Origin of the sequence: Vibrio sp. 10N.222.54.A3 (genome assembly GCF_041474095.1) — a bacterium.
Lineage (GTDB): Bacteria > Pseudomonadota > Gammaproteobacteria > Enterobacterales > Vibrionaceae > Vibrio > Vibrio crassostreae_C.
In genome coordinates, this window is the sequence record NZ_JBFRTN010000082.1 from 1 (window position 1) to 25,477 (window position 25,477).

Here is a 25,477-nt window from a genome sequence, read left to right on the forward strand (position 1 = left end):
CTTAAGTGAACGGCATTACTCAACAAGAGCGACTTTTTGTTATCTAAAGAGTGGGCAATATGCCGCAACATAACTGAAGGTGCTTGTTCTTTACTTGCTCATTATTAATGACTTTCCATACCTGTAGTTATTCATAAATTGCTAATGTTCGATTTTCTGAGGCTGATGTTTGTCCAGAAACGACTTAGACAGTTTTTCCTATAGTTAAATTTGGTTAGAAATATGCCTAGTATTTTAAACAAGAAAAACTACTGTATAAGTCCACCTTTCGTCCACCCAAGCAAAGCTGAGATAAAGTGGGGAAGGGGAAAGTTGATTATTTTCAGTGTATTGAGCGAGATTTACGACGTTTTTGAGGGCTCAAAAACGGTGAAACCCCGATGTTGGTAGCATCGGGGTTTCGAATTTCTAGATTTCTCGACTGGTAAGATCGATTATCTTTTCTATGCAGAAGGCTGGATTAATCCAATCTTATTCCTTGGTAGGGAATTAGATGCGGATGAAGTCCATGTGCTCAACTTTTGGCTTGAACGCGTGACGTTGAACGTCTTGTGGCTTAACCTTAACTTCTGCGCCGTCAATCAGTAGAGTGATTGCTTCGTAGAATTCAGGCTTGTCCATTTGGTTGATCACGTCAGCGTGAACAAGTTCGATAGCTACAGCTTCAGCTTCGCCACCGTAGATTACAGCTGGGAATTTACCAGCGTGACGTAGGCGGCGGCTCGCACCTTTACCTAGTTCAGTACGTACTACTGCTTCAAATTTCATAGTTTTACTCTCAAATTAGTAAAAATTAACTTCACACCTCAATGCGACCTTGAGTGTGTGGTAATGCTTAAACATAAAAGTTCATGCTTAAGCGAGCGCGGATACTAACATCACATTCCAATATGAGCAAGTCAGAAGCACATCTCAAAGTGAATTTCCTTCGATAATGGGTTCGTTTGGAGATAAAACGTTCGCTAACGCTTGTTTAGCGCATTTTACTCCCTTTTACATCGCAATCCTTATCTATTTATATCACTGCTAAATCATCAAGTTAATGAACGGAAAATGAATGTTTGCCTAAGACTTGGTTAAGTCTTAGTTCGTTAATCTTAGTGTCAATTAAACAGCAGAATGAATAGGTGAAAATATGGAACCGGTAAGCATTGTCGTAATTACGCTAAACGAAGAGAAACGCATTAGCCGCTTAATGGAAGAGTTGAGCGTGCAAACCCACCAAGAGTTTGAAGTGATTGTTGTCGACTCGAACAGTGAAGATAACACCCGAGAAGTCGCACAAGCCTATGAAAGTGCATTGCCAAAACTGACAGTCCACCATATGCAAGAACGCGGTGTTAGCCTTGGTCGAAACACCGGGGCTGCTTTGGCGCAATACAACCGAATCCTTTTCTTAGATGCTGACGTGAGCTTGCCTCGAAACTTCCTTGCGAAAGCGCTTTATGAACTAGAAGAGAAGAAGCTTGAAGTGGCGGGTGTGTACATGAGCTCGAAAGGTTTGCCGCTTGTACACAAGTTTGGTTACGGGCTATTTAACGCAGGCTTGTTTACTACTCAGTTCTTTTTCCCGACGGCGATTGGCGCATGTATTTTCTCGACTAAACGGGCGCATGATGAGATCGGCGGTTTTGATGAAGAGATCGTCCTGTGTGAAGATTGTGACTACGTAAAACGTGCGAGCAAAACATGGCGATTTAGATTCCTAAATATGACCTTTGGCTTTGACCCACGTCGATTAGATCAAGATGGTGTTGTGAAGACGGGTTCAACTTACCTTAAAGCCAATGTAAGACGCTTCTTTAAAGGCGAAATGCGTAACAACGAAATGAACTACAAGTTTGGTCACTACAAAGAACAGTAAGCGTTGAGGTTGTTATGTTTGATGGACTAGGGTTGTTTCTGGGAGCATTGGGTGATGCTCTCATTGGCCCAAACCTATTTGTACCGGGAGAGCCGTTCTTTATCGCAGCGGGCTTTCAACTGTATTCAGGTGCATGGATGGCGTTGGTTTTGGTGATGCTAGGTGGTTTGCTTGGTGATCAACTCAGTTATTTCATTGGTTATAAATACGGTGTTAAGGTGCAACGAAGGCTCATTAAGTTTCGCCCTAAAACCAAAAGATTAATTGCGCGCTGCCGCTATCTGGTTGCTCGCAAAGGCACATACATCATTCTTTTTGCTCGTTTATTAGGGCCTATCGCTTGGGTTGTGCCATTTATAGCTGGCTCGCATCGTGTACCGTGGCGTAATTTTAGTGTGTTGGCGTTTATCGGTTTGGCCCTTGGTGGAGGGCAGTTCATTGCTTGGGGCATGTTACTGGCGCACGGCGTTGAAAACTTCCCGTGGCTTAATAGCCTTAAGATATTTATCTCGGAGCATAATAGCTTGATCGTTGGTGTGTTCGCGGTATTAGTCTTCACCATTATCGGTTACCGAATGAAGTGGCGATGCTTAGTACTTAAGTCTAGTGCGCTGTTGTTGGCGTGGGTATTGTTTGCGAACTACGCTCACTTTTTCTGGAAAGCGGATGACTTTCAGAATCAACCAGAGACGGCTCAAATAAACAAAGTCGACTGGAACTCGGTTACCTATAAAGCGTTCCCCGGTAAATCTTCGTTCTACTCGGCGCAAGCGATCAACGTAATTTATGTTGGAGCAACCCCAAGAGACTTAATGAAGCAATTAGGCTGGATAGAGAATCAAACCTTCTCTCGAAATGAGATTGAATGGGTTGGTTATCTCGCATTGCTTAGAGAAAAAACGCCGCCAGTGTCTGATTTATATTGGCGAGACAAGCCGCAAGATATGGCTTTTCAATTGCCGGGTAACCTGATGAAGCGCAGCCATATTCGTTGGTGGCGTGCAGGTGTTGATATTAAAACTAACCAGCCTCAGTGGTTAGGCGCAATTAGCTATGATGATGGCCTTAAAGTCACGCCTTACTCAGGCATTGTGACCGTGCTTCATAACATTGAGCCTAATGTTGATGAAGAGCGAGATCGGCTTGCTAATCAGATACGAACGTTACTACCAGACATCGAGTTAGACAAGTACCCATTAGCAACGGTGGAAGTGATCAATGACGATCATGACTATTACACTGATGGCCGGGTATTAACGATTGGAGCAACGACCCTTAGTGATAATTCACAAACTTTGGATGTTGCTGTGAACGATATATAGAGTTGTATATAAGGTCGATAGAATTAAGCCCTAGCATTACGTTAGGGCTTATTGTGTTTAACTTTTACTTAGCTTGTTCAGCCTTTACTTACTTTAAGCACCAGAGAAGCTTTTAAGCCGCCCATTGAGCTCTTGCTGAGCGTTAGGCTGCCTCGGTAACTGTGTGCCATTTCATTTACGATATTAAGCCCTAAGCCTGTTCCTGGTGTGGTTTCATCAAGTCGGACGCCACGTTTGGTCACTTGCTCAAGCTTCTCTTCAGGAATGCCTTGGCCATCATCTTCAATCACCAACTCTATGTTGCCATCGTCGAGTTCATTTGCATGGACGCGAATAATGCTGCCCGCCCACTTGTAACTGTTCTCGAGTAGGTTGCCGACCATTTCATCAAGGTCGGTTTTTTCTACTGCCACTTCAATCTCAGAGTCTAGCTCGTTAATTATGGTGACTTCGTTGGCTGCGTAGACTTTATCAAACGCCATTGAGATAGCTTCAACACGCTCACAAGGTGAAGACTTCACCGAAAGAATGTTCATTGCACCTGCCATACGAGCGCGGCCAAGGTGATAATCAATTTGGCTTTGAATCTGATGAATGGGCTGTTGCAGCAGTGCCTTGTCATCCTCTGGAAGTCGCTCTATCTCATTTTTTAGAACTGAAAGCGGTGTTTTCAACGCATGAGATAAGTTACCCGCGTGGTTACGAGCTCGTTCTAATAACTCTTGATAGTGAAAGAGCAGGGCATTGAGGTCAGAGACTAATGGAGAAACCTCTTTCGGGTAGTTATCGCTTAACCCTTGTTGCTCGCCGTTTCTTAGCATTACCAGTTCGCGTTGCATCTTGCTGAGCGGTAATAACGACCAACTGACTTGAATACCGATCAACATCAGCACGCCAACAAACAGCAACATTAGGATCAACCAGACTTGACCAGTAAGCTCTGTCAGTGTGGATTCTAATGGATCTTCATCAATACCAATGGTGATCGTGACAGGGTCGCTCAGTTCAGGCAGGTAGATATCTTGCTCGATGTAAATCAGCTTTTCTTTCTCTGGCCCTTTGACTGATGTGTGAATCGGTGAACGCTTGATGGTGAGGTCTTTATCCCATAGCGAGCGAGATCGAATGATCTGCTCTTGGGTAGCGGCGCGCCAATAAATACCACTGTAGGGCTGGTTGAACCTAGGATCAGACAGACGCTCTGCCATGATCAGGTTACCACTGTCATTGGTTTCGATATTGGCGGTTAACTCATCCATGGTTAAGCCAAGCTGCTGCTTCATGTCATCGACGAGGTAGTCGTTAACCAGTTTCGGAATCCCGACACCAGCCGCTAATATCATCGCACCTAGCCAAAAAGCCGCAGCAAGGAGCAAGCGGCTTTTTAAACTGATGTTTTTAAGTGTTCGTTTCTTTAGATTCATGCATTTCCAACCTGCCTTTGCTCATCGTAATTTATCGTATTGCGATGATCAGAACAGGCTGTCCACTTAATTAATGGTTGCTCTTGGCGTGATTGACGACTGAGCTATTCAGCATTCAGTTGGTAGCCAAGGCCACGAACGGTTTTGATGATCTTTGGTGCGATTTTCTTACGAATACGACCGATGAACACTTCAACCGTGTTTGAGTCTCGGTCGAAGTCTTGCTTGTAGATATGCTCAACCAACTCAGTGCGCGAGATAACCTTGTTTTGGTTATGCATGAAGTACGCGACAACTTTATATTCCAGCGCCGTGAGGCTAACTGCTTGACCTTGCCACAACACTTTAGAACTGCGTGTGTCTAGGCTTAGATCACCGATTTGAAGTATCGGAGCAGCACTGCCTGATGCTCGGCGCAGTTGAGCTCGGATACGGGCAATCAGCTCGACCATCTCAAATGGCTTAGTTAGGTAGTCATCAGCACCGGCGTTCAAGCCCTCAACACGTTGAGTTAGCGTGTCACGAGCACTTAAGATAATCACTGGCGTGTTGATGTTTTCGTCTCGAATGCCTTTTAATACCGTTAGGCCGTCAAGCTTAGGTAAACCTAAATCGAGGACAATCGCGTCCCATTCTTCTGACGTTGCACGGTAGAGTGCGTCGATACCATCTTGAGAGAGCTCTGGAACCCAGTCGGCCCCCTCAAGTGTTTCAATAATTTGTTGGCCCAAACGAGGCTCATCTTCAACGACTAAAATTTTCATAATTGTTCTTCTAATTTTTTCTAATGACTGTTCGTCGTGCTTAGCTCTTCGTCGTACGTAACTAGTCGCCGTGTTTAATTGCGTCTTTAAAGTTGCGGCCTTTGATCATAAGCATTTCTAACGTCTCAGCGTTGTATTCGACTTTGATGATGTTGTTTTGGTAATTGATTTTTAGTTCATACACCCAAATGTCGTCATCTTCTTCTAGTTCTACTTTAATGATTCTGCCATGAAGATCGTTTTCAACCGCCGCATACATTTCTGAGAAAGGGCGAATGTAGCCTTCTCGTACGGCTTCATAGACTTCGTCTTGATCTTCTTCAAATTCGATGCTGGTTCCTGCTTTATGAACGTCCTGCACTAATTCATGACCATTATGATGTGAGTCAGCCCATGCGCCAGCAGAAACAAATAAGCCTAAGCTTATAGAAAACAAAGAAATCATAGCTTTACTAAACATAGCGAATCCTAGAGAAGGTTGATAGCGTTCAGTATAAAAAAGTAATTCTGAACAGAAAGTGAACCTGATTAATAATGAGAATTTGATACCGAAAAACTTAACGCTTAAATGGCGCAGGCTTTAATACATAAGATTAATTGCCGAGTGTTAAGAACGTAAGACTTACTTTTATTCTTAACCTTAACGCTGCTGTAGTTCGTCTTCGAATATCTTGTCTCTCATTTTCCAAAAGCGTCCGACTTTACGGGCAATCACGAATTGAGGTGGGCGGAATCTATGTTGGTGAGCAACCACTTTCGTCGGTGAGGCTTCTTCGAAAGGGCGATGTCTGTCTGCAAGGTGAGGGCGAACAAACTGGTCTTTGAAGTTCTGCTTCTGCTTTTTGCTGGTTAATGACCAAAACTCATGCACTTGCGCTTGGTTTTCTCCGCGATAGGTGACCTTAAGTTGTGATTTACCTTTCTCGTCTTTAAGCACGTTGAGGTCCATTTCCAAGCATTCAAATACCAAGGCATCTTTTAGGTTCAGTGCTTCTTTTAGCTTTTTGTCTGGGTCGACTAAGGTTGCATCGCACTCATGACAAATGCGCGCAGCAATGTCATTATCAGCACCACATTCACCGCAATATTTCGCTCGGAAGCGATAATTACAGTGCTCGCGCTCGCCCGTGTCTTCATCGGTAAAGTAGCCTTGGCATTTGCGCCCAAAGTGCTCAAGCAAGAAGCCATTGCTGTCTAGCTTGCCCCAAAAGTTATTATTGAAGCCGCACGCAGGGCAAGGGATGGTGATGATTTCACTGTCTGAATCGGGTTTAGGGTCGCCAACCTCAGGTTGGTAGAGGTCGTAACTGTTGCCCGCATAGTCGAGCACCAAACACTCTTTTTTACCCGGAGATAGGCGTAAGCCACGGCCAACGATTTGTTGATACAAACTGATGGATTCTGTCGGGCGCAAAATCGCGATTAAATCGACGTGTGGCGCATCAAAACCTGTGGTTAATACCGATACGTTAACCAAAAACTTGATTTTACGTTCTTTGAAGTCGCTGATAATTTGGTCACGTTCGAGAGTTGGTGTATCACCAATCACAATTGAAGCTTCACCTTCTGGCAATAAGCCGAGGATCTCTTGCGCGTGTCGAACGGTCGCAGCGAATACCATGATGCCTAGTTTATCTTGGGCTAGGTGAATAATCTGATCGACAATCTGTGGGGTCGCTCGTTTCGATTGCTCGATCACCATGTCGAGTTCTGCTTCTTTGTAGCGACCAGTGCTCGCGGGCTTTAACTGCGAAAAGTCATAGCTCAACACGGGTGCATCAATCATGCGTGCAGGAGTTAAGAAACCTTCATCGAGCAGGTAACGAATCGGCAGCTCAAAGATACAGTCGCGGAAGAAACGTGGCTCATCTGAACGCACTTGACCGCGAGTGTGGTATTGATAAATCCAACCCATCCCAAGACGATATGGGGTCGCTGTTAATCCAAGCACCTTGATGCCCGAATTATTCTCGCGTAAGTGAGTGATGACTTTCTGATAACTACTGGTCTTTTCATCGGGAACACGGTGGCATTCGTCGATAACCAACAGCGAAAATTGGTTAGAGAATGAATCGAGATTTCGCACCACAGATTGCACCGAAGCAAACACGACTTGTTGGTCGGTCTCTTTGCGTCCTAAACCCGCAGAGAAAATCGAGCCTTTCAGCCCGTAACCTTCATACTTTTCATGGTTCTGTTCAACCAACTCTTTTACGTGAGCAAGCACCAACACTCGACCTTTCGCAAGCCTTGCTAACTCTGCAATCACAAGGCTTTTTCCTGCACCTGTCGGAAGCACGAGCACTGCCGGAGTTTGGTGTTTTCTGAAGTAATGAATCACTGATTTTACAGAATCAGCTTGGTACGGGCGGAGTGTATACATATCGCGTCTTGTAAGAAGGAAAACAAATAGTGTGAAATAGCTCAACTAATTGAGCAAAGGTGACTATAATACCCGACTTAGATTAGTTGAGGTATTCATGCGTTTAGATAAATTTCTGTGCGATGCATTAGGCGTCACTCGAAGAGAAGCAACACACTTATTAAAATCCAAGGCAGTGACAGTAAATGATGTCATTCAAAAAAGCGGTTCACTCAAGGTAACTGAAGAGTGCGTTGTCGAATGGCAAGGCAATGAACTGAATGTTCACGGCCCACGTTACATCATGCTTTATAAGCCTGAAGGCTTTGTTTGTTCGCATGAAGATGGCGCAAATCGTATCGCGTTTGAATTACTTGATGAAATCAAAATGGACAAGCTGCACTTTGCTGGCCGTCTAGATATTGATACAACAGGTCTTGTATTGATTACCGACGATGGTAAGTGGTCTCACCGTATCACTTCGCCAAAGCACAAGTGCGAGAAGACGTACCGTGTTTGGTTGGTTGAACCTGTTGAAGACGATTACGTTGAAAAATTCAAAGAGGGCATCCAGCTTAAGAGCGAAGATGGCCTAACACTTCCTGCACACCTAGAAGTTCGTGCAGAGCGTGAAGTATTGCTAACGATTCACGAAGGCAAATACCACCAAGTTAAACGTATGTTTGCTGCTCTTGGTAACAAGGTAGAAGCACTACACCGTGAACGTATTGGCGAAATTGAGATGGACGAATCTTTAGAGTTAGGTGAATACCGTTACCTAACGCAAGAAGAAGTCGATTCAATCTGGAAGTAGTCCTTAGCTAGAAGTTGCTCTTAACAAGAAATTGTTCTTAACAAGAGACCACTTTTGCTGGAAATAGCCCTTTCGTTGTAAAGCCGACCATGGATAGCGTCGGCTGATGATGTTGACTGGTACTAGGAAAGTCTCAGCCAATCTTTGACTCGCGTACTCACGCTAGTCCCTAGCTCTATCAGTTGAACATTCGGAGAACCATGCAAACATCGACCTCACAGAGCCAAAGCTCCCAACTAGAAACACCTCAATTAGGCTTAGTGCTGTTTTTGATTCTAGGTGCGATTGGTGCACTTACTCCGCTAGCCATTGATATGTATCTGCCAGCGATGCCGACCATTGCTAAAGATCTTGGTGTGACGGCGGGTGAGGTACAAATCACGCTAACAGCCTATACCGCAGGTTTCGCGCTGGGGCAGTTGCTGCATGGCCCGTTGGCGGATAGCTATGGTCGCAAGCCTGTACTGCTTATTGGTGTGTTCTTGTTTGCTATCGCTTCTATGGTGAGTGCGACAACTCATGGCATTGAAGCGCTGACTTACATCCGTACCGCTCAAGGTTTTGCTGGTGCTGCGGCGGCCGTTATCATCCAAGCGGTGGTAAGAGATATGTTCGATCGTGAAGATTTCGCAAGAACCATGTCTTTCGTTACTTTGGTGATGACAGTTGCGCCATTGGTTGCTCCGATGATTGGCGGTTACTTAGCGTTGTGGTTCGGTTGGCGTTCAATTTTCTGGGTTCTGGCTATTTTTGCGGTGATCGTGATTCTGGCGGTATCGATGAAGATCCCAGAAACGCTTCCTGCAGAAAACCGACAACCATTGCGCTTTAAAACCACGATTCGTAATTACGCCCGTTTATGTAAAAACCCGACCGCTATGGGCTTGATTTTCTCGGGTGCATTCTCGTTCTCTGGGATGTTTGCATTCTTAACTGCAGGCTCTTTTGTCTACATTGATGTCTATGGCGTACGTCCTGACCTGTTTGGTTACCTATTTGGTCTGAACATTGTTGCGATGATTCTGATGACGACAATCAATGGTCGAATCGTTAAGAAGGTCGGTTCTCATACAATGTTGAGGGCAGCGTTGGTCATCCAATTACTGGCTGGCGTAGGTTTACTTGTCGGTTGGGCGCTGGATCTCGGGCTTTGGGGAATCGTGCCGTTTGTGATGCTATTTATTGGCACCATCTCTACTATCGGCAGTAACTCTATGGGTCTATTGCTCAGTGGTTATCCAAACATGGCAGGCACGGCTTCATCGCTTGCGGGAACATTAAGATTTGGTACTGGTTCTGTCGTTGGGGCTATCGTTGCGATGCTGCCAAGTGACAGTGCTGGGTCTATGGCTATGGTAATGGCTGCATGTGCAGTAATGTCAGCATTACTATATTGGACATTAGGAAAGAAGGCATAATGTCAAAATACTATATTGAAATTCAGAAGTTAGTGAATGATGCGCTAGGCGAGCTATATGCTCTACATAAGTCTGGCAAGGCCATTGACGCACCTATCGCGAACAACCTTTATTTGGTTCGTTGGGTAACAAAGGCAATTAAATCCCAAGCTTATGATCGCGTGATTGTGCCTGACTTGGTTTGCTGGCAGAAACAGGGTCGCTCAAAAGGCAATAACTCTGATTTAACTTTTACCTTTAAACGTATTTCTGCGTTTTACGGGCGTTTTTTCCCTGAAGGCGAAGAGCCTAAAACGCTAAAAGACAGTGATGTTGAAGCGTTCATGGACAAAATGTACGAGATGGGTTGGAGCGTATCGAGTGAAGACGAGCTAACGACTGGCGGCAAGATTCAATTCTTCACCGATGGCGAGCACTCTTTTGCTTTATGCGGTAAACAGTGTGACGACTCTTTCGACGGGGAGTTGATGGTTAAGCCAATGAACTGGTTTGTTCGTGGCAACCATGCTGAGTTCATCCAAGCGGCGATGGAAGCGGGCTTCATGCTTCACAAAGTAACGGACTATAAGTCTGCGGTGAAGTATCACGGTGAATACATCGTTTACCCTGCTAACCAAGGCAACCAACTGGCTGAGATCCCAATTAGCGTTATCGGCTAATAGCGGATTCGAGATGAGAGATACGAAGAGCGGAATTATCCGCTCTTTTTTTGCCTCTCATAGCGCGTGTCGCTAATTTGCTTTTAGTCTTTTCGCATCCCGTTACCCGAATCTCGCATCTGCTTTTAATCTTTTCTCATCTCGACACTCGAATCCCACATCTGCTTTTAGTCTTTTCGCATCTCGACACTCGAATCTCGCATCTGCTTTTAATCCTGTTCTTTAGCCTGCTTCTCAATTGCCTTCACCATGCCTTTAAAAATAAACAGGTGGGCTGGCATCATAGCAAACCAATACAGTAACCCTAGAAAGCCTTTAGGGTGCCACCACGCTGAAATGTTCAGCTCGCGAGAGTCACCGTGGTCAGAGACGGTAATCTCGAGTCGCCCTAAACCGGGGCCTTTCATACCGAAAAGCAGAGATAAAAACTGATTCTCTTCACAGCGAATGACCTTCCATGAATCGATTTTGTCACCGACTTTTAGGTTGGGCCCTTCTGGCATTTGTCGAACCGGTACACCGCCACCGAAAAGAACATCCAACCATTCGCGTGTGCGCCATAAAGTGTTAGCAAAGAAGTAACCTTGCTTCGGGCTTCCGATTTGCTGAGCAACATGCCAAAGCGATTCCAATGAAGCGCTTGAGGTGATACTTGCGCCTGTTTTCTTCGGGTAATAGCCATACCCAGCTTGCCAGCGTTTGAATGCGGTTTTATCAAAGCCCCATACATTGCTTTTGACAAAGTTTCCTTCAGCGTGAATGGCTTGTTCAACCATATTTTCGAACGAGATAAGCTTCTGAGGGTACTTTTCTCTAATGATGGTCGAACTGGCGATGAAGTCGTGCTTTAAGCCTGCAAGTAGTGCTCTACCTATGTTAGACGGTACAGAAGTCACCACGCCTAACCAATATGAAGCAATCTTTGGTGTCAGTAGCGATGTCGCCCATAGCCTGAGTGGACGATCGGCAGTTTTGGCAATATGAGCAAATTGGTTTCGGTAAGAGACAATATCCGGCCCGCCAACCTCAAAGGTTTGGCTTTCGCTAGGCGTGTCTTGTGCGAGTTTTAGTAAATAGTGGTTCAGGTTCTGCAAAGCAATCGGGTTGGCTTTAGAGTCAACCCATTTTGGCGCAATCATAATCGGCAAGTTGTACACGAAATCTCGCATGATCTCGAATGCCGCAGATCCTGGGCCAATGATCACGCCAGCTTGAAGTTCGGTAACGGGTACAGGCCCTTTACGAAGCAATTCGCCGGTTTTCTTTCTCGCTTGAAGGTGCTCTGAATCACCAGTCTGAGGCTGTAAAGAACTCAGGTAGATGACGTGTTGATTCTTTGGCCCAAGAGCAGAAACAAAGTTACGGGCTAAGTTCAGCTCATAATCGATAAAGTCGTGGCCTTCTGCCATGCCATGGACGAGAAAGAAGATAAGATCAAAGTCGGGGACTAAGGCTTGTGTCGCAGCTTGATCGGCCAGATCAAGATACTCAAGCGATAAGCTTTCGTGAGGCTCGGTCCGTGCCTTTAAATAGTCGATATGCCTTGTTGCTGCCGTGACTTGATAGCCTTGCTCAAGCAGGAGAGGGAGGAGTTGCGAACCAACATATCCAGAAGCCCCTAAAACCAGTACTTTCTTCATTGTTACTCCATTTATATCTGTGGTTAAAAACCGAACATTGATATAATAGCGCGATATTTATCTTTATTCATCAATACGTTCCGTTTAGGTATCTCTCTATGTTGCTCTCTTCAATTATTCATCACACACGAGGTGATTTTGTTCGCAGGCTTATTGCGATTGCACTGCCTATCACCTTGCAGAGCATTATGTTTTCAAGCCGAGGCTTGGTGGATGTATTGATGTTGGGTCAACTTGGCGAAGCAGACATCGCAGCTGTGGGTGTGGCGAGCCGAGCGATGTTCGTGACGACCATTATGCTGGTGGGTGTTACCACGGGCGGTGCTCTTCTTACTGCTCAATATTGGGGCGCGGGTAATAGACAAGGTGTGAGAGAAAGCACTGCGCTGACGTGGCTGGTGTCGACACTGTTTGCTTTACTGACTATCGCGTTTTTCGTTTCATTTCCTGCACAAATCATGGGCGTGACGACCGACTCTCAAGAGGTCATCAACTTAGGCGTTGAATACATCGTAATTACGTCATTTAGCATGCTAGCGGTATCGTGTGTCAGCAGTATGGCTGTGGGTTTGAGAGCGATGCACAAACCCGGGCTAAGTACATTTTTCAGCGGTATCGGCATCCTGTCTAACGTGTTCTTAAACTGGGTGCTGATCTTCGGTAACTTAGGCTTTCCTGCGCTTGGAATCAAAGGTGCGGCGATTGCGACGGTACTGAGTGGCGCGATTGAAGTCGCGACTTTGTTTGGTTATCTCTATTTCTCTAAGCATTTATTAGCATTTAAGTTTTGCGATATTAAAGCGGCAGCTTCGATTGATAAGGTGGTTCGCTTCTTGAAGCTGTCTCTGCCGACCACGTTTAACTTCTTAGCATGGGCGGGTGGTTTGTTTGCTTACCACGCGATCATGGGGCAATCGGGCGTTCAAGGTCTGGCTGCGCTATCGGTCATGACGCCGGTTGAATCTATCTCATTGAGTTTATTGATTGGCCTTTCGAATGCGGCAGCTGTTTTGGTGGGTAATCAACTTGGTGCGAAAAACAATGAAGCGGTTTACTATCAAGCGCTTGGCTTAACAATTTTGTGTTTCTTAACTAGTATTGTTGTAGCCGTTTTTCTCTATTTCGTTCAAACGCCAATACTTAATGCCTTTAGCGCACTGACGGAAGAAACCAGAGCCCTCTCAGAGAAGTTCATTCTGATCCTCTGTGTGGGTATTGTCATTCGCTCGGTGCCATTGACTGTGATCGTTGGGGTGTTGAGAGCGGGTGGTGATGTGAAGTTCTGCCTCTATCAAGATTTGATTGCTCAGTGGGTGATCGGTATCCCATTGGCAGCCATCGCGGCTATCTATTTTAAGTTTCCACCTGAGTGGGTATATCTGCTTTTCCTAACGGAAGAAGTCCTCAAGTGGGGCGGGTCGCTCTATCGCATGAAAACAAGAAAATGGATTAAAAACTTGATAGGAAGTTGAAGTAGGGCGCACCAATCGCATCACTTTATCGTTGGCGTGTGATCTATCTTTCAAAATACTTCCTCCTAACAGGGAATTAGTGTAGATTCTCCTTCCAAATTCTAACTAATGCGAGCTGTTTAATGTTAAAGCTGTCAGACCTATGTAAAGGCTATGTCGATGGGGGGGAGTTTCACCCTGTTTTGCAAGGTGCTGAATTAACATTAAACCAAGGTGACCAGCTGGCATTAATGGGAGAAAGCGGTTCAGGTAAAAGTACTTTACTGAATCTTATCGCGGGCTTAGACCTAGCGGACTCAGGTGAAATCGCTTTTCCTCACTTCAATATGCACGACTCAACCGAGCGTGACCGCACCGCTTATCGCAGAAACAACATTGGCCATATTTTTCAGCAATTCAACTTACTGCCAACGTTAAATATTGCCGATAACATCCGTTTTTGCCGCCAGTTAAAAGGCTTACCTGAAGACAAAGGTCTCTGGAGACAGATTCTCTCTGCTTTAGATCTTATGCCTTTACTTGGCCGTTACCCTGAAGAAGCGTCTGGTGGCCAACAACAACGTGCGGCCATTGCGCGTGCGCTGTATATGGAACCAAAAATATTGCTGGCCGATGAGCCGACCGGTAGTTTAGATGAGCGTAATGCAGAAGCGGTAATGCGTTTGCTGACCTCTTTGGCTCGTCAATTAGAATGTACGTTGCTGTTGGTAACACACAGTGAAAAAGTAGCTCTGCATATGGATGGTAGGATCCGTCTGCAAGGAGGGCAACTGCATGTTATGGCCCGTAGTTAAGGCACTACTCGGTCACTATCGACGTTACCCACTGCAGATTATTTTGGTATGGCTTGGTTTAACCCTCGGCGTATCACTTTTGGTTGGTGTTACTGCTATCAACCAACACGCCAAGCAAAGCTATGCGCATGGCGAAAAACTCTTTTCGAATCCTCTTCCTTACCGTATTCGACCAAAACACAACGCCAATAAAATCCCGCAAGGCTTTTATATCCAACTTCGCCGTGAAGGTTTTCAACAGTGTTCTCCTCTTGATCACCATCGTATCACTGATGAAAATGGCGCAAACTTCATGGTTGTCGGTATAGATCCTGTTTCTATGCTTCAGCTACAACCTGGTATAGCGTTAAAAGATCTCACCGCTTTGAACCTCATGAAGCCACCATATCCAATCCTTGTCAGTGATGATCTTGCTGAACACATGGAATGGCACAACGGTGATTACATCCCTTTGATGGATGGTTCTGAACTTGGTCCTGTGGTTGTTGATCAAAATAATATGATTAATGGTACAAGGTTGATTGCGGATATCTCCTTGCTCCGAATGCTTAAACGAAGTGCTGGGCTTTCAGTGATTGCTTGTTCAGACATGCCCACTGAGAAGTTTGAACGTCTTAAAAATATGTTACCTAATGGTTTGACGATCTCTCGTAGCTCTAAGGCAGAGCTTGAGTCGCTGACCAGTGCGTTCCACTTAAACCTAAAAGCGATGGGTATGCTGTCGTTTGTGGTTGGCTTGTTCATTTTCTATCAAGCAATGTCGCTTTCTTTTATTCAGCGTCAACCGTTAGTCGGGATTTTAAGACAAACGGGTGTGTCTGGTTGGCAACTGACTAAAGCGCTCTGTTTAGAGTTACTGCTATTGGTTTTACTGAGCTGGATCTGCGGCAATGTATTTGGCGTGATGCTAGCAAACCAATTGTTACCTGCCGTATCTTCAAGCTTGGGCGATTTATACGACGCTAACGTCGGCTTAACGATCGACTGGAATTGGCGTTGGAGTGGTTACAGCTTACTGATGGCATTGATTGGTGCTTTCTTAGCGTGTGCGTGGCCACTGGTTCGTTTACTTAAGTCTCAACCGATTCGTCTGTCTTCTCGTTTGTCTTTGATGCGTTTTGCGGGTACCGAGTTCACTTGGCAAGCGTTGATTGGCTGTGGCTTCTTGGTTGCTGCTGTTGCTGTGTATCAAGCCCCTCAGACTCAAGAAACGGGTTTTGCGATTATCGCGCTAATGCTGATCAGTGTGGCGCTATTTACCCCGTTTTTGATGTGGAAGTTATTTAACAGCCTCTCTTATTCGTTGCGCTGGGTTCGTGCTCGCTGGTTCTTTGCTGATGCAGCTTCCAGTATGAGCTACCGTGGCGTGGCGACGATGGCGTTTATGTTAGCCTTAACAGCCAATATTGGTGTAGAAACCATGGTCGGTAGCTTTAGAGATACCACTGATAAATGGCTAACACAGCGTTTGGCTGCCGATCTGTATATCTACCCAACCAACAATGCCGCTGCTCGTATGAGTAATTGGTTATCCGACCAACCTGAAGTGGATTCGGTTTGGTGGCGTTGGGAGAAAGATGTGGCGTCTCCAGTCGGTAGTATTCAGGTGGTCAGTACGGGGCCTTCTGAAGGTGAGCTAGAAGCGCTGACGATCAAATTAGGTATTCCGAATTACTGGTATCACTTACATCACTCTAAAGGCGTGTTGATCAGTGAATCGATGTCTCTCAAGCTGGGGATTCGCCCTGGCGACTACATTGACCTCTATGATAGTCTCGGCTCTGGTTGGCAGGTTGTCGGTGTTTATTACGATTACGGTAATCCTTACCATCAAGTCATGATGTCGCATCGAAACTGGCTGTATGGCTTTGCAGGGCGGGGTAATGTCGGCCTTGGGGTAATACTCAAAGACGATGTGAATTCATTAGGGCTTCGCAGCCGATTAGAAAGCGTATTCAGGCTTGGCTCCGAGCGCGTTTTCGATAACAACAACATCCACAGTCAAGCGATGCGGGTGTTCGATAGGACGTTCGCGATTGCAGATACATTAGGTAACATCACCTTGGTTATCGCCGTCTTCGGTATTTTCTTTGCGACGGTTGCGGGAGAAGTGTCTCGCCAAAGGCATATTTCCTTGCAGCGCTGTTTGGGTGTCTCGGCGAAAGAACTGATCCTGACAGGTAGTTTGCAGTTGTTTGTGTTTGGGCTTATTTCCTCCTTAATTGCGATTCCGCTCGGATTAGCGCTAGCGAGCCTAATTGTTGATATCGTGATAAAGCAGTCTTTTGGGTGGTCACTTGAGTTACAAGTGATTCCTTGGGACTATTTGCAGACATTTGCATGGGCCATGGCAGCATTGATGCTAGCTGGTGCTTTACCAGTGATGAGAATGATTCGGAACACTCCGATGAAGTCACTGAGGGATGCGCTTTAGTATGTTTTTACGGAATACTTCAACTAAGTTAAGACAACGAATTCTGTCTTCTCTGCTATTAATCAGTTTCTTCGGCATCTTTTTAAGTGTTTGGGGTTATTACTCCTATTTCATCGATCCTGGTGAAAAGGGCGTGAATGAAGTTAACTCAATATTGGTTAATGAACACTTCAATGTGTTCGAACCTGTTTTGCCAGACCGTAATGTTTCGCTACCACAAGATTTTAAGTTCCACCCAGAGTTTCAGCACGAGTGGTGGCATTACTTTGCATCTTTGAAAGGTGATGATGGTAAAGACTATTCGGTCCAGTGGAGCTTTTTCCGTATCGCAACGGACGAACGTGAAACACCAGGGTGGCAAAGCCCTCAAGTCTATATCTCAAATGTAGTGGTCTCTTCTAAGTCCAAAGTATGGAAAGAACAGCGCATGGCTCGTGGCGGCATTGGCCAAGCGGGAATGACTAATCGTCCATTCAGGCTTTGGATTGATAACTGGAACTGGCGTGCACTCGGCAACACCCCATTCCCAGGACGCCTTCAAGTGCAAACAGACACGTTTGGACTTGAACTCGACACCATTGCAAAAGGGCCCTATGTGCTCAACGGCGATAACGGTTATCAGAAAAAGCACGACTTATTACCTGTCGCGTCTTATAACTTCAGCGCTCCATTTTTATCGTTGAGTGGTGTGTTGAACCTAGACGGCGTTACCAAGGAAGTGGAAGGAACTGCGTGGGTACATAAAGAGTGGGGCAGTGGCTTACTTGGAGTGGGCCAACAAGGTTGGGATTGGTTTGTATTTAACCTCGATGACGGCACAGCGCTGAGCATTAACCGCTATCGTCATAACCAGCAGTTGCCTTACATATTCGGGACATTAGCAACGCGCTCAGGCAAAGTTTACCAATTAACGGAATCCGACATTTCCATTCAACCATTGCAAAATACAACGTTGATGAATGGAAGACGGATGCCTTTGCAGTGGATCATTAACGTCCCTAAGCATGATATTAACCTCACAACGCGTATTATACGCAGGGATATGTGGCTTCCATTTGTCATACCATATTGGGAAGGGCCGATTAAGGCGAGCGGGAGTCATGAAGCGACAGGCTTTATGCAGTTAACTGGCTACTAAAAAACACCTAAGGCTATAATTTGATAGCCTTTTTTTATGCCTGCGCCTTTTAGCGTCCCCCAATGAATTGTGCATACAGGTTCGATGATCTCATCTATACTTAATTCATGGTGCATAACAACATTATGGAATATACGACGTATTGTTTAGTATTTGTAGGAAAAACCGAAGTTAAACATCCGAAGAAGTGATTATCTATCAATTAAACTTGGATATAAACTCGTGGTTATTCTTTGTTATTCGTTTATTTAAATAATAAATATAAGGGCGAAATCATGACCGACGTCATCCGTGACTTCTTTAAAATGGAATCTGCTGGCGGCATCATACTAGTCATCGCTGCGGCGATCGCAATGTTTGTAGCAAACTCACCACTGAACGAAATGTACCAAGGTGTACTTCACAGTTACGTTCTTGGTATGTCTGTGTCTCACTGGATTAACGATGGCTTAATGGCTGTCTTCTTCCTTCTAATCGGCTTAGAAGTTAAGCGCGAACTTTTAGAAGGCGCATTAAAGTCTAAAGAGACAGCAATCTTCCCAGCTATCGCAGCTGTGGGTGGTATGCTAGCTCCTGCACTTATTTACGTGCTATTTAATTCAAGTAACCCTGAAGCGCTTCAAGGTTGGGCTATCCCAGCAGCGACTGATATCGCATTCGCATTGGGTATTATGGCTCTTCTTGGTAACCGTGTACCGGTTAGCTTGAAGGTGTTCCTATTGGCTTTAGCAATTATCGATGACCTTGGCGTTGTTGTTATCATTGCACTGTTCTACTCAGGCGACCTATCAACGCTTGCGTTAACGGTTGGTTTCATCGCAACTGGTGTGCTGTTCATGCTAAACAACAAGCATGTAACTAAGCTGAGTGTGTATCTCATTGTTGGTGCAATTCTGTGGTTTGCAGTATTGAAGTCTGGTGTTCATGCAACGCTGGCTGGTGTAGTGATTGGTTTTGCTATCCCACTGAAAGGCAATAAAGGTGAACATTCTCCGCTGAAGCATCTAGAACATGCTCTGCACCCATACGTCGCTTTTGCAATCTTGCCAGTCTTTGCTTTTGCAAACGCAGGTATTTCATTGGAAGGTATCTCAATCTCAAGCCTAACAGGTATGCTACCGCTTGGTATCGCTATGGGTCTATTGATTGGTAAGCCTCTTGGTATCTTTGCATTCAGCTGGGGTGCGGTGAAATTGGGTGTTGCTAAGCTCCCTGAAGGTGTGAACTTTATGAACATCTTCGCAGTATCTGTCCTGTGTGGTATTGGTTTTACAATGTCTATCTTTATTTCATCACTAGCATTTGGCCCAACGAATGTAGAGTTTGATACGCTTGCTCGATTAGGTATCCTGATGGGCTCAACGACTGCAGCTATCTTAGGTTACTTCCTGCTAAGTATTTCTCTACCGAAAACTAAGCATCAAGAAGTAAAACTATAATCGGTAGTCGGCTCGCTTAATAGGGAGCCTACTCACTGAGTAACAAGTCAACTTCTGAGTAGCAAGAAGAGTCACAGAGTCTCCCTCGACTCATGTGACGACAAAGAACAAAAAAGCCGTGATGGGCAACCCTATCACGGCTTTATTGATCTTATAACTAAGCTGCTGTTGTTCGACACTCGCTCTATGTCACATCTAGATCCACAGTGACAATGTCACGCTACTTTTCAAGCGTGGTAAATATGGTCCACTCCTCGACGATCTGTTCGCTTAGTCCGACAACTGTGGCTGTTACTCGGCGGTTCAGTGCATGAGACGTAGCATCGTTGCCATCGCTCTCTAAGCGGTTTTCACCGTAACCAACAACTCTTACTCGGCTCGGGTCGATACCATTCGACAACAGTTCATCTTCAACGTGGTGAGCGCGTTTCTTTGATAGCTCTAAGTTGTATTGACTCGCGCCGACTTTACTGGCGTAACCTTGAATCTCTATCGATGCACTTTGGTAGGTTTCTAAGAACTCAGCCATAGTGGTGATTTGATCTGAGAAGATAGGGTTAACTTCATAGGAGTCATTGGCGAAAAGGATGTTCAGCCGTCTGACTTCTTGCGAGCTAACCGTCTCTCCACAGCCTTCGTTGTCTACCAGAGACGACTCTGGTGTGCCAGGACAGGTGTCTCGTGCATTGACCACACCATCGTTATCATCGTCTTGCAGGTCAGAAATTTGCTCCGCTTCTGGCGTTTCTATGTAGGGCTCTTCATTTTGGCTAGAGCATGCACATAGCGTTATCGTTAATGCGGAAAGTAATAAATAAGGTCTCTTCATCATTAATACTCCACTGCCGTTGTCCACTCGTCTGGAATGTCGACCAGTAGAGCGTTCAATAGAGAGCCTGTCGCGTTCATTACACGGTATTTAGCGTACTGTTCAGAGTAATGCGCATCTAAGTAATCTTTGCGGGCTTCAAACAATTCGTTTTCAGTGTTAAGCAGATCCAGTAGCGTACGTTTACCGATTCGATATTGTTTCTCATAAGCGATAACGGTTTCTGATGCCGAATCCACGTGATCAGACAAGAAGTTCTTTTGTTGTAACGTCAGATCCAATGCACTCCAAGAGAGGCGAAGGCCTTCTTCAACTTGTCGATAAGCACGATCTCTTAGATCTTTTGCTTTATTGAGTTGGTAAGCTGCAGCTTCTGAATTAGCACTATCGGTACCACCGTTGTAGAGGTTGTATCGCATTCTCAACATTGCCAAAGTCTCTTGGCTCGAACCTTCATCGCCTCCAGCATCATCTCGCCATGATTGAGATGCCTCGATAGAGAACGTCGGGTAGTTAACCCCTTTTGATTGTTTGTACTGGAAGTGCGCTGAATCGACATCTGCAGTCGCGACTTTGATGACTGGGTGTTGGTCCAGAGCATCAACAAGCGCGTCTGATAATGACAGAGGAATCATAGAAATATCGGCTCTTGGGTAGACTAAGCCAAGCGGTTCTTGACCCACTATTCTTCTAAATTGGGTGTGGGTATCAATTAGGTTGTTCTGTGCGGCTAATAAGTTGCCGTGAGCTTTTGCAATCCTTGCTTCTACCTGAGATACATCTGCGGTTGAGCCTATGCCTGAGACTGCACGCTTTTTGATGTCTTTATAGATTTTCTTGTGGATAGCGAGGTTACTTTCCGAAAGGGCTAAAACTTCAGTTGCTTTGACTGCATCTAGATAGATTTGTGTTACCTCCAGCGCTTTGTCTTCGGCATCCGCGAGCAATTGCAAACGAACCGATTCTGCTTCTGCGGCAGTACGATCAATATCATTGAGAGTCGATGAACCATCCCACAGCAACTGAGTGAGGGAAATCGTCGCTTCCTTTCTTGTGAGATCGGTATCGGGGCCGTTATTTGGTGCAGGGTTTATGCCTTCGTAACCAATACCAGCATCCAGGTCGATACTAGGTCTATAAGCACCACCTGCGGCGTCATTTCGTTTCCGTACACTCACAAACTCATTAAAGATACTCTTTATCTCAGGGTTTGTAGCCAAGGTAATGGCTACGGCCTGTTCTAAAGTTTGAGCAGATAGTGGAGCTGCAATAACTAAGCAACACATAATAGGTAATTTCAACAGTCTCAAAGTAGGTCTCCTTCTACTTTTAAAAGCTCCCGCCGCTTCCCAACAAGCGTTTAACTACTTAATTGAAAAGGGTATTAAACGAAGCTTAGGACATCTGCAAGAAATTGCTAAGTTTGTTGGCTTTATTTCGAATGTAAGTCTCTATCCTTATTGATTAATTTACCAATAGTAGCAAGTGGCAAGCTTCGAATGGATGCACCGTAAATAGAGGAAACGTAGTATTAGGTTTGGACTCAGATAGGTAAACGTTGGCTAGTAGGTTGTTTGAAATACGAGTTCCAGTGATAACAATGTGCCAAGCATGGTAGTTCGATTTTTAGTAAAAAATGACAATATAAAAAGAATCGATCGCGCTGTTTAGTTTGTAGTTGTAGCTGTAGCTGTGAAGAGGGGTAAGTAAGGCTCACTCTCGTCCCAAACAACAAACAAAAAAAAAGCCCAAACCAACGTGGTTTGGGCGGATACAAGTATAGGAGTTAATAAGGAAAATGCAGTAATTAAGAAAGCAGTGAGAAGAACAAGTTTGACGGCCTGTTAAACTTCTAAATACGCTGTTTTCTATATAATTTATGACCCACCATTTCCATTTCAGTTCCAAGAAAATTCATTATTTTTTTCTTTTTTTGTAAACATACAGCGATTCAATCGGTTAGTGCTGAGTTTTATTAACTGGTACGACCAATTTGTGAAAATGTGATGTTGCTTGCTTGTTAAATAAATGTACTAAGCGTATATTTCAAACAGTTGTTTAATACGAGTGATTGAAATGGCACCAAGAAGTACAACCAAAGACAAAATCTTAGATGTGGCTGAAGGCTTATTTGCTGAGCACGGTTTTAATGACACCTCTTTACGCACGATTACGAGTAAAGCGAATGTCAACTTAGCTTCAGTGAACTATCACTTTGGCGATAAGAAGACTCTGGTTCGTGCGGTACTCAATCGTTACTTAGAAGCATTTATGCCAGCACTGCAAGATGCATTAGTGAACTTAAACTTGAACGAAACGTATTCTATGAGTGACGTGTTTGAGTCTCTGAGACAGCCACTAAGAGCACTTAATGATGTTAGGCCAAATGGTACAAGCCGGTTCATGTTACTTATCGGCAGAGGCTATACAGATGTGCAAGGACACTTGCGTTGGTTCATTACTACCCGTTATAGCGAAGTACTTTCTTTGTTTACAACGTCAGTAATGAAGGCGAATCCGAACCTCACTCAAGAACAGTTATTTTGGCGATTACACTTCACCCTAGGGACTTGTGTATTCACCATGGCATCAAGTCAGGCTCTGGTAGAAATTGCAGAGAATGACTATGACAGAAAGATAGATGCTAAGGCAGTGGTCGATATTCTTATTCCATATTTAGCCGCAGGCATGTCAGCAGAAGAATAAAACAATAAAAAGCGAAACATTCACAACCAATATAGTGAACAAAAGGATCTGAACTATGAGCTCTCTAAGACAAAAATGGGTAAGTGACCCAGCTTTTAAACTCTTTAAAAAAGTACTACCACCACTATCTAGCACCGAGAAAGAAGCGATGGAAGCGGGTAGCGTGTGGTGGGACGGAGAGCTGTTTTCTGGTAAACCAGATTTCACTAAGCTGCATCAATACCCAAAACCTCAGCTGACAGCAGAAGAGCAATCGTTCATGGATAATGAGCTTGAAACCTTGCTCGCTATGCTTGATGACCACCAAATTGTAAAAGAAGATCGAGACCTTCCTGAAGAGGTGTGGAACTTCTTACGCAAAGAGCGTTTCTTTTCGCTAATTATTGCGAAAGAGTATGGCGGTCGTGAATTCTCAGCTCACGCTAACTCAACTATCGTAACTAAGATTGCGACTCGCAGTATCAGTACTGCGGTTTCAGTAATGGTTCCAAACTCTCTTGGTCCTGGTGAGCTGCTGTCTCACTACGGCACTCAAGACCAAAAAGACTACTGGCTACCTCGTCTTGCTGACGGTACAGATATCCCATGTTTCGCACTAACAGGCCCAGAAGCGGGTTCTGATGCGGGTGGTATCCCTGATGTCGGTACTGTGTGCATGGGCATGCACGAAGGTAAAGAGACGCTAGGTATCAAGCTTAACTGGAACAAACGCTACATTACACTAGCACCAGTGGCGACGGTACTTGGTCTGGCTTTCAAACTGCACGATCCAGAAAAGCTACTGGGTGACAAAGAAGACATTGGCATCACTTGTGCGCTAATCCCGGCTGACCACGAAGGTGTTGTGATTGGTGAGCGTCATGACCCACTTGGTCTTGCGTTTATGAATGGTCCAACACGCGGTCACGATGTATTTATTCCTATGGAATGGTTAATCGGTGGTGCCGATTACGCAGGTAAAGGCTGGCGTATGCTGGTGGAATGTCTGTCTGCAGGTCGTGGTATCTCATTACCAGCACTTGGCACGGCGATGGGCCACCTAACGGCGAAAACGACTGGCGCATACGCTTATGTTCGTAAGCAGTTCGGTATGTCGATTGGTAAGTTTGAAGGTGTTGCGGAGAGCTTAGGCCGTATTGGTGGCTTAACGTATCTATTAGAAGCGACTCGTACACTAACAACCACTTCACTGGATATGAAAGAGAAGCCGGGTATCGTAACGGCAATCGCGAAATATCATATGACAGAGATGGCACGTACTATTCTGAATGACTCAATGGATATCCATTCAGGTCGTGCAATTCAAGATGGCCCAATGAACTACTTGGCTGCGCCTTACCTAGGTATTCCAGTTGCTATCACAGTAGAAGGTGCGAACATCCTAACTCGTAACCTGATGATCTTCGGTCAAGGTGCGACACGTTGTCACCCATACGTATTGAGCGAAATGGAAGCGGCAGCGAACCCAGACGAGAAGCAAGGTGCAAAAGACTTTGATAGCTTGTTGTTCAAGCACATCTCACACGCGACTAAAAACACGTTCGGTGCTTTTGGTGCGGCACTAACTGGTTCTAAGTTCATTAAAGCCGACATGAGCGGTCCAACTAAGCCGTACTACCAAGATCTGACTCGTTTGAGCCGTGCGCTTGCAGTCAGTGCGGATTTCGCAATGCTGACGCTAGGTGGCGAACTGAAACGTAAAGAGCTTATCTCTGCACGTTTGGGTGATGGTCTAAGTTACCTATACATGGCGTCTGCTGCACTTAAGAAGTATGAAGACGAAGGTCGCCAACAAGCTGACCTAGACTACGTGCACTACGCGGTTCAACACTGTTTCCACAATGCGGCTAAATCACTACAAGAAGCGTACCGTAACTTCCCTAATAAGATGGTGGGTAAAGTACTTAAAGGTCTAGTTTTCCCTGTTGGTAACCACTTCGAAAAACCAAGTGATAACCTAACAGTTCAACTAGCAGAAAGCTTGATGACTCCGGGAGCACACCGTGAACGTCTGACTCACCTTTGCTACATCGGCAAGGAAGAGGATGATAGTGTTGGCCTTATGGAGAACGCTTTCAATGCGATGTACAGCATCAAGCCTCTGGAGCGTAAGATCTTCAAAGCAGTGAAAGAAGGAAAGGTGGCTCGTAAAGGCTTGCTGGCAGATAAACTGGCTCAAGCACTTGCTGCTGATGTTCTGACGCAAGAAGAAGTCGACCAAATTGTTGCTGCTGATAAACTTCGTTATACAGCGATTCAAGTTGACCACTTCAGTCATGACTTTAGTGAAACTTTGACGCGAAAAGAGTTAAAACCTAAGCTAAATAGCGTTGCTTAGATAAAGAAACGATAAAAGGCACCTAATAAGGTGTAATGCCTATCAGTTAAAGCCAAAGCG

General features: G+C 45.1%; 20 protein-coding genes. 12 read left to right on the forward strand and 8 right to left on the reverse strand.

Going from position 1 to position 25,477, the window contains the following annotated elements; genetic code table 11:
• Window positions 1–489: 489 nt before the first annotated feature.
• The gene (rplY, locus tag AB4507_RS17320; protein ID WP_017060373.1) at window positions 490–768 is read right to left on the reverse strand and encodes a 50S ribosomal protein L25; all 279 of its coding nucleotides are present in this window, start codon (window positions 766–768) and stop codon (window positions 490–492) included.
• A gap of 367 nt (window positions 769–1,135) precedes the next feature.
• On the opposite strand from rplY, the gene AB4507_RS17325 reads away from it, so the two are divergent.
• Together AB4507_RS17325 and AB4507_RS17330 are read left to right on the forward strand one after the other, a co-directional pair.
• Window positions 1,136–1,864 (forward strand): glycosyltransferase, encoded by a 729-nt coding sequence (locus AB4507_RS17325; protein WP_017060374.1) that lies wholly within the window; start codon window positions 1,136–1,138, stop codon window positions 1,862–1,864.
• A 14-nt stretch (window positions 1,865–1,878) separates the two neighbouring features.
• Window positions 1,879–3,186 (forward strand): LssY C-terminal domain-containing protein, encoded by a 1,308-nt coding sequence (locus AB4507_RS17330; RefSeq protein ID WP_372132156.1) that lies wholly within the window; start codon window positions 1,879–1,881, stop codon window positions 3,184–3,186.
• A gap of 77 nt (window positions 3,187–3,263) precedes the next feature.
• Here AB4507_RS17330 and AB4507_RS17335 read toward each other — a convergent pair whose 3' ends face one another.
• From AB4507_RS17335 to AB4507_RS17350, 4 genes are all read right to left on the reverse strand, one after another.
• Window positions 3,264–4,610 (reverse strand): ATP-binding protein, encoded by a 1,347-nt coding sequence (locus AB4507_RS17335; protein WP_017060376.1) that lies wholly within the window; start codon window positions 4,608–4,610, stop codon window positions 3,264–3,266.
• 104 nt (window positions 4,611–4,714) lie between these two features.
• On the reverse strand, window positions 4,715–5,374 hold the full coding sequence (locus tag AB4507_RS17340; protein WP_017060377.1) for a response regulator transcription factor: 660 nt from the start codon (window positions 5,372–5,374) through the stop codon (window positions 4,715–4,717).
• 61 nt (window positions 5,375–5,435) lie between these two features.
• Window positions 5,436–5,834, reverse strand: a complete 399-nt coding sequence (locus tag AB4507_RS17345) for a PepSY domain-containing protein (RefSeq protein ID WP_017066076.1) — start codon at window positions 5,832–5,834, stop codon at window positions 5,436–5,438.
• Between the two features lie 180 nt (window positions 5,835–6,014).
• The gene (locus AB4507_RS17350) at window positions 6,015–7,757 is read right to left on the reverse strand and encodes a DEAD/DEAH box helicase (RefSeq protein WP_017066075.1); all 1,743 of its coding nucleotides are present in this window, start codon (window positions 7,755–7,757) and stop codon (window positions 6,015–6,017) included.
• A 97-nt stretch (window positions 7,758–7,854) separates the two neighbouring features.
• Between AB4507_RS17350 and rsuA the strand changes: the two genes are divergently transcribed.
• From rsuA to AB4507_RS17365, 3 genes are all read left to right on the forward strand, one after another.
• The gene (gene rsuA / locus AB4507_RS17355) at window positions 7,855–8,550 is read left to right on the forward strand and encodes a 16S rRNA pseudouridine(516) synthase RsuA (RefSeq protein WP_017060380.1); all 696 of its coding nucleotides are present in this window, start codon (window positions 7,855–7,857) and stop codon (window positions 8,548–8,550) included.
• A 200-nt stretch (window positions 8,551–8,750) separates the two neighbouring features.
• Window positions 8,751–9,968 (forward strand): Bcr/CflA family multidrug efflux MFS transporter, encoded by a 1,218-nt coding sequence (locus AB4507_RS17360; protein WP_102333192.1) that lies wholly within the window; start codon window positions 8,751–8,753, stop codon window positions 9,966–9,968.
• The gene (locus tag AB4507_RS17365; RefSeq protein WP_372183024.1) at window positions 9,968–10,627 is read left to right on the forward strand and encodes a DUF2913 family protein; all 660 of its coding nucleotides are present in this window, start codon (window positions 9,968–9,970) and stop codon (window positions 10,625–10,627) included. Before AB4507_RS17360 ends, AB4507_RS17365 begins: the two co-directional genes overlap by 1 nt.
• 209 nt (window positions 10,628–10,836) lie before the next feature.
• Here AB4507_RS17365 and AB4507_RS17370 read toward each other — a convergent pair whose 3' ends face one another.
• Window positions 10,837–12,267, reverse strand: a complete 1,431-nt coding sequence (locus tag AB4507_RS17370; RefSeq protein ID WP_372183025.1) for a DUF2867 domain-containing protein — start codon at window positions 12,265–12,267, stop codon at window positions 10,837–10,839.
• A gap of 98 nt (window positions 12,268–12,365) precedes the next feature.
• Here AB4507_RS17370 and AB4507_RS17375 point away from each other — a divergent pair, with 98 nt between their 5' ends.
• From AB4507_RS17375 to nhaA, 5 genes are all read left to right on the forward strand, one after another.
• Window positions 12,366–13,739 (forward strand): MATE family efflux transporter, encoded by a 1,374-nt coding sequence (locus tag AB4507_RS17375; protein WP_017060384.1) that lies wholly within the window; start codon window positions 12,366–12,368, stop codon window positions 13,737–13,739.
• Between the two features lie 122 nt (window positions 13,740–13,861).
• Window positions 13,862–14,533 (forward strand): ABC transporter ATP-binding protein, encoded by a 672-nt coding sequence (locus tag AB4507_RS17380; protein ID WP_017060385.1) that lies wholly within the window; start codon window positions 13,862–13,864, stop codon window positions 14,531–14,533.
• Entirely contained in the window at window positions 14,514–16,967 is a 2,454-nt protein-coding gene (locus AB4507_RS17385; RefSeq protein WP_137001714.1) for an ABC transporter permease, read from the forward strand. Before AB4507_RS17380 ends, AB4507_RS17385 begins: the two co-directional genes overlap by 20 nt.
• Entirely contained in the window at window positions 16,957–18,105 is a 1,149-nt protein-coding gene (locus AB4507_RS17390) for a lipocalin-like domain-containing protein (RefSeq protein WP_017068753.1), read from the forward strand. Before AB4507_RS17385 ends, AB4507_RS17390 begins: the two co-directional genes overlap by 11 nt.
• A 275-nt stretch (window positions 18,106–18,380) precedes the next feature.
• The gene (gene nhaA / locus AB4507_RS17395; RefSeq protein WP_372074202.1) at window positions 18,381–19,544 is read left to right on the forward strand and encodes a Na+/H+ antiporter NhaA; all 1,164 of its coding nucleotides are present in this window, start codon (window positions 18,381–18,383) and stop codon (window positions 19,542–19,544) included.
• A gap of 220 nt (window positions 19,545–19,764) precedes the next feature.
• Here the strand turns inward: nhaA and AB4507_RS17400 are convergent, their stop codons facing one another.
• Both AB4507_RS17400 and AB4507_RS17405 read right to left on the reverse strand, forming a co-directional pair.
• Window positions 19,765–20,376 (reverse strand): OmpA family protein, encoded by a 612-nt coding sequence (locus AB4507_RS17400; RefSeq protein WP_017060388.1) that lies wholly within the window; start codon window positions 20,374–20,376, stop codon window positions 19,765–19,767.
• Window positions 20,376–21,683 carry a TolC family outer membrane protein gene (locus AB4507_RS17405; protein ID WP_017095900.1) on the reverse strand — a complete coding sequence of 436 codons (1,308 nt, stop codon included), beginning with the start codon at window positions 21,681–21,683 and terminating at the stop codon, window positions 20,376–20,378. The genes AB4507_RS17400 and AB4507_RS17405 overlap by 1 nt, the downstream gene beginning before the upstream one ends.
• A gap of 766 nt (window positions 21,684–22,449) precedes the next feature.
• Here AB4507_RS17405 and AB4507_RS17410 point away from each other — a divergent pair.
• A complete protein-coding gene (locus AB4507_RS17410) occupies window positions 22,450–23,079 on the forward strand; it encodes a TetR/AcrR family transcriptional regulator (RefSeq protein ID WP_017065403.1) in 630 nt (209 codons plus the stop codon).
• Window positions 23,080–23,134: 55 nt separating this feature from the next.
• On the forward strand, window positions 23,135–25,417 hold the full coding sequence (locus AB4507_RS17415) for an acyl-CoA dehydrogenase (protein WP_372183026.1): 2,283 nt from the start codon (window positions 23,135–23,137) through the stop codon (window positions 25,415–25,417).
• The last annotated feature ends 60 nt before the right edge of the window (window positions 25,418–25,477 follow it).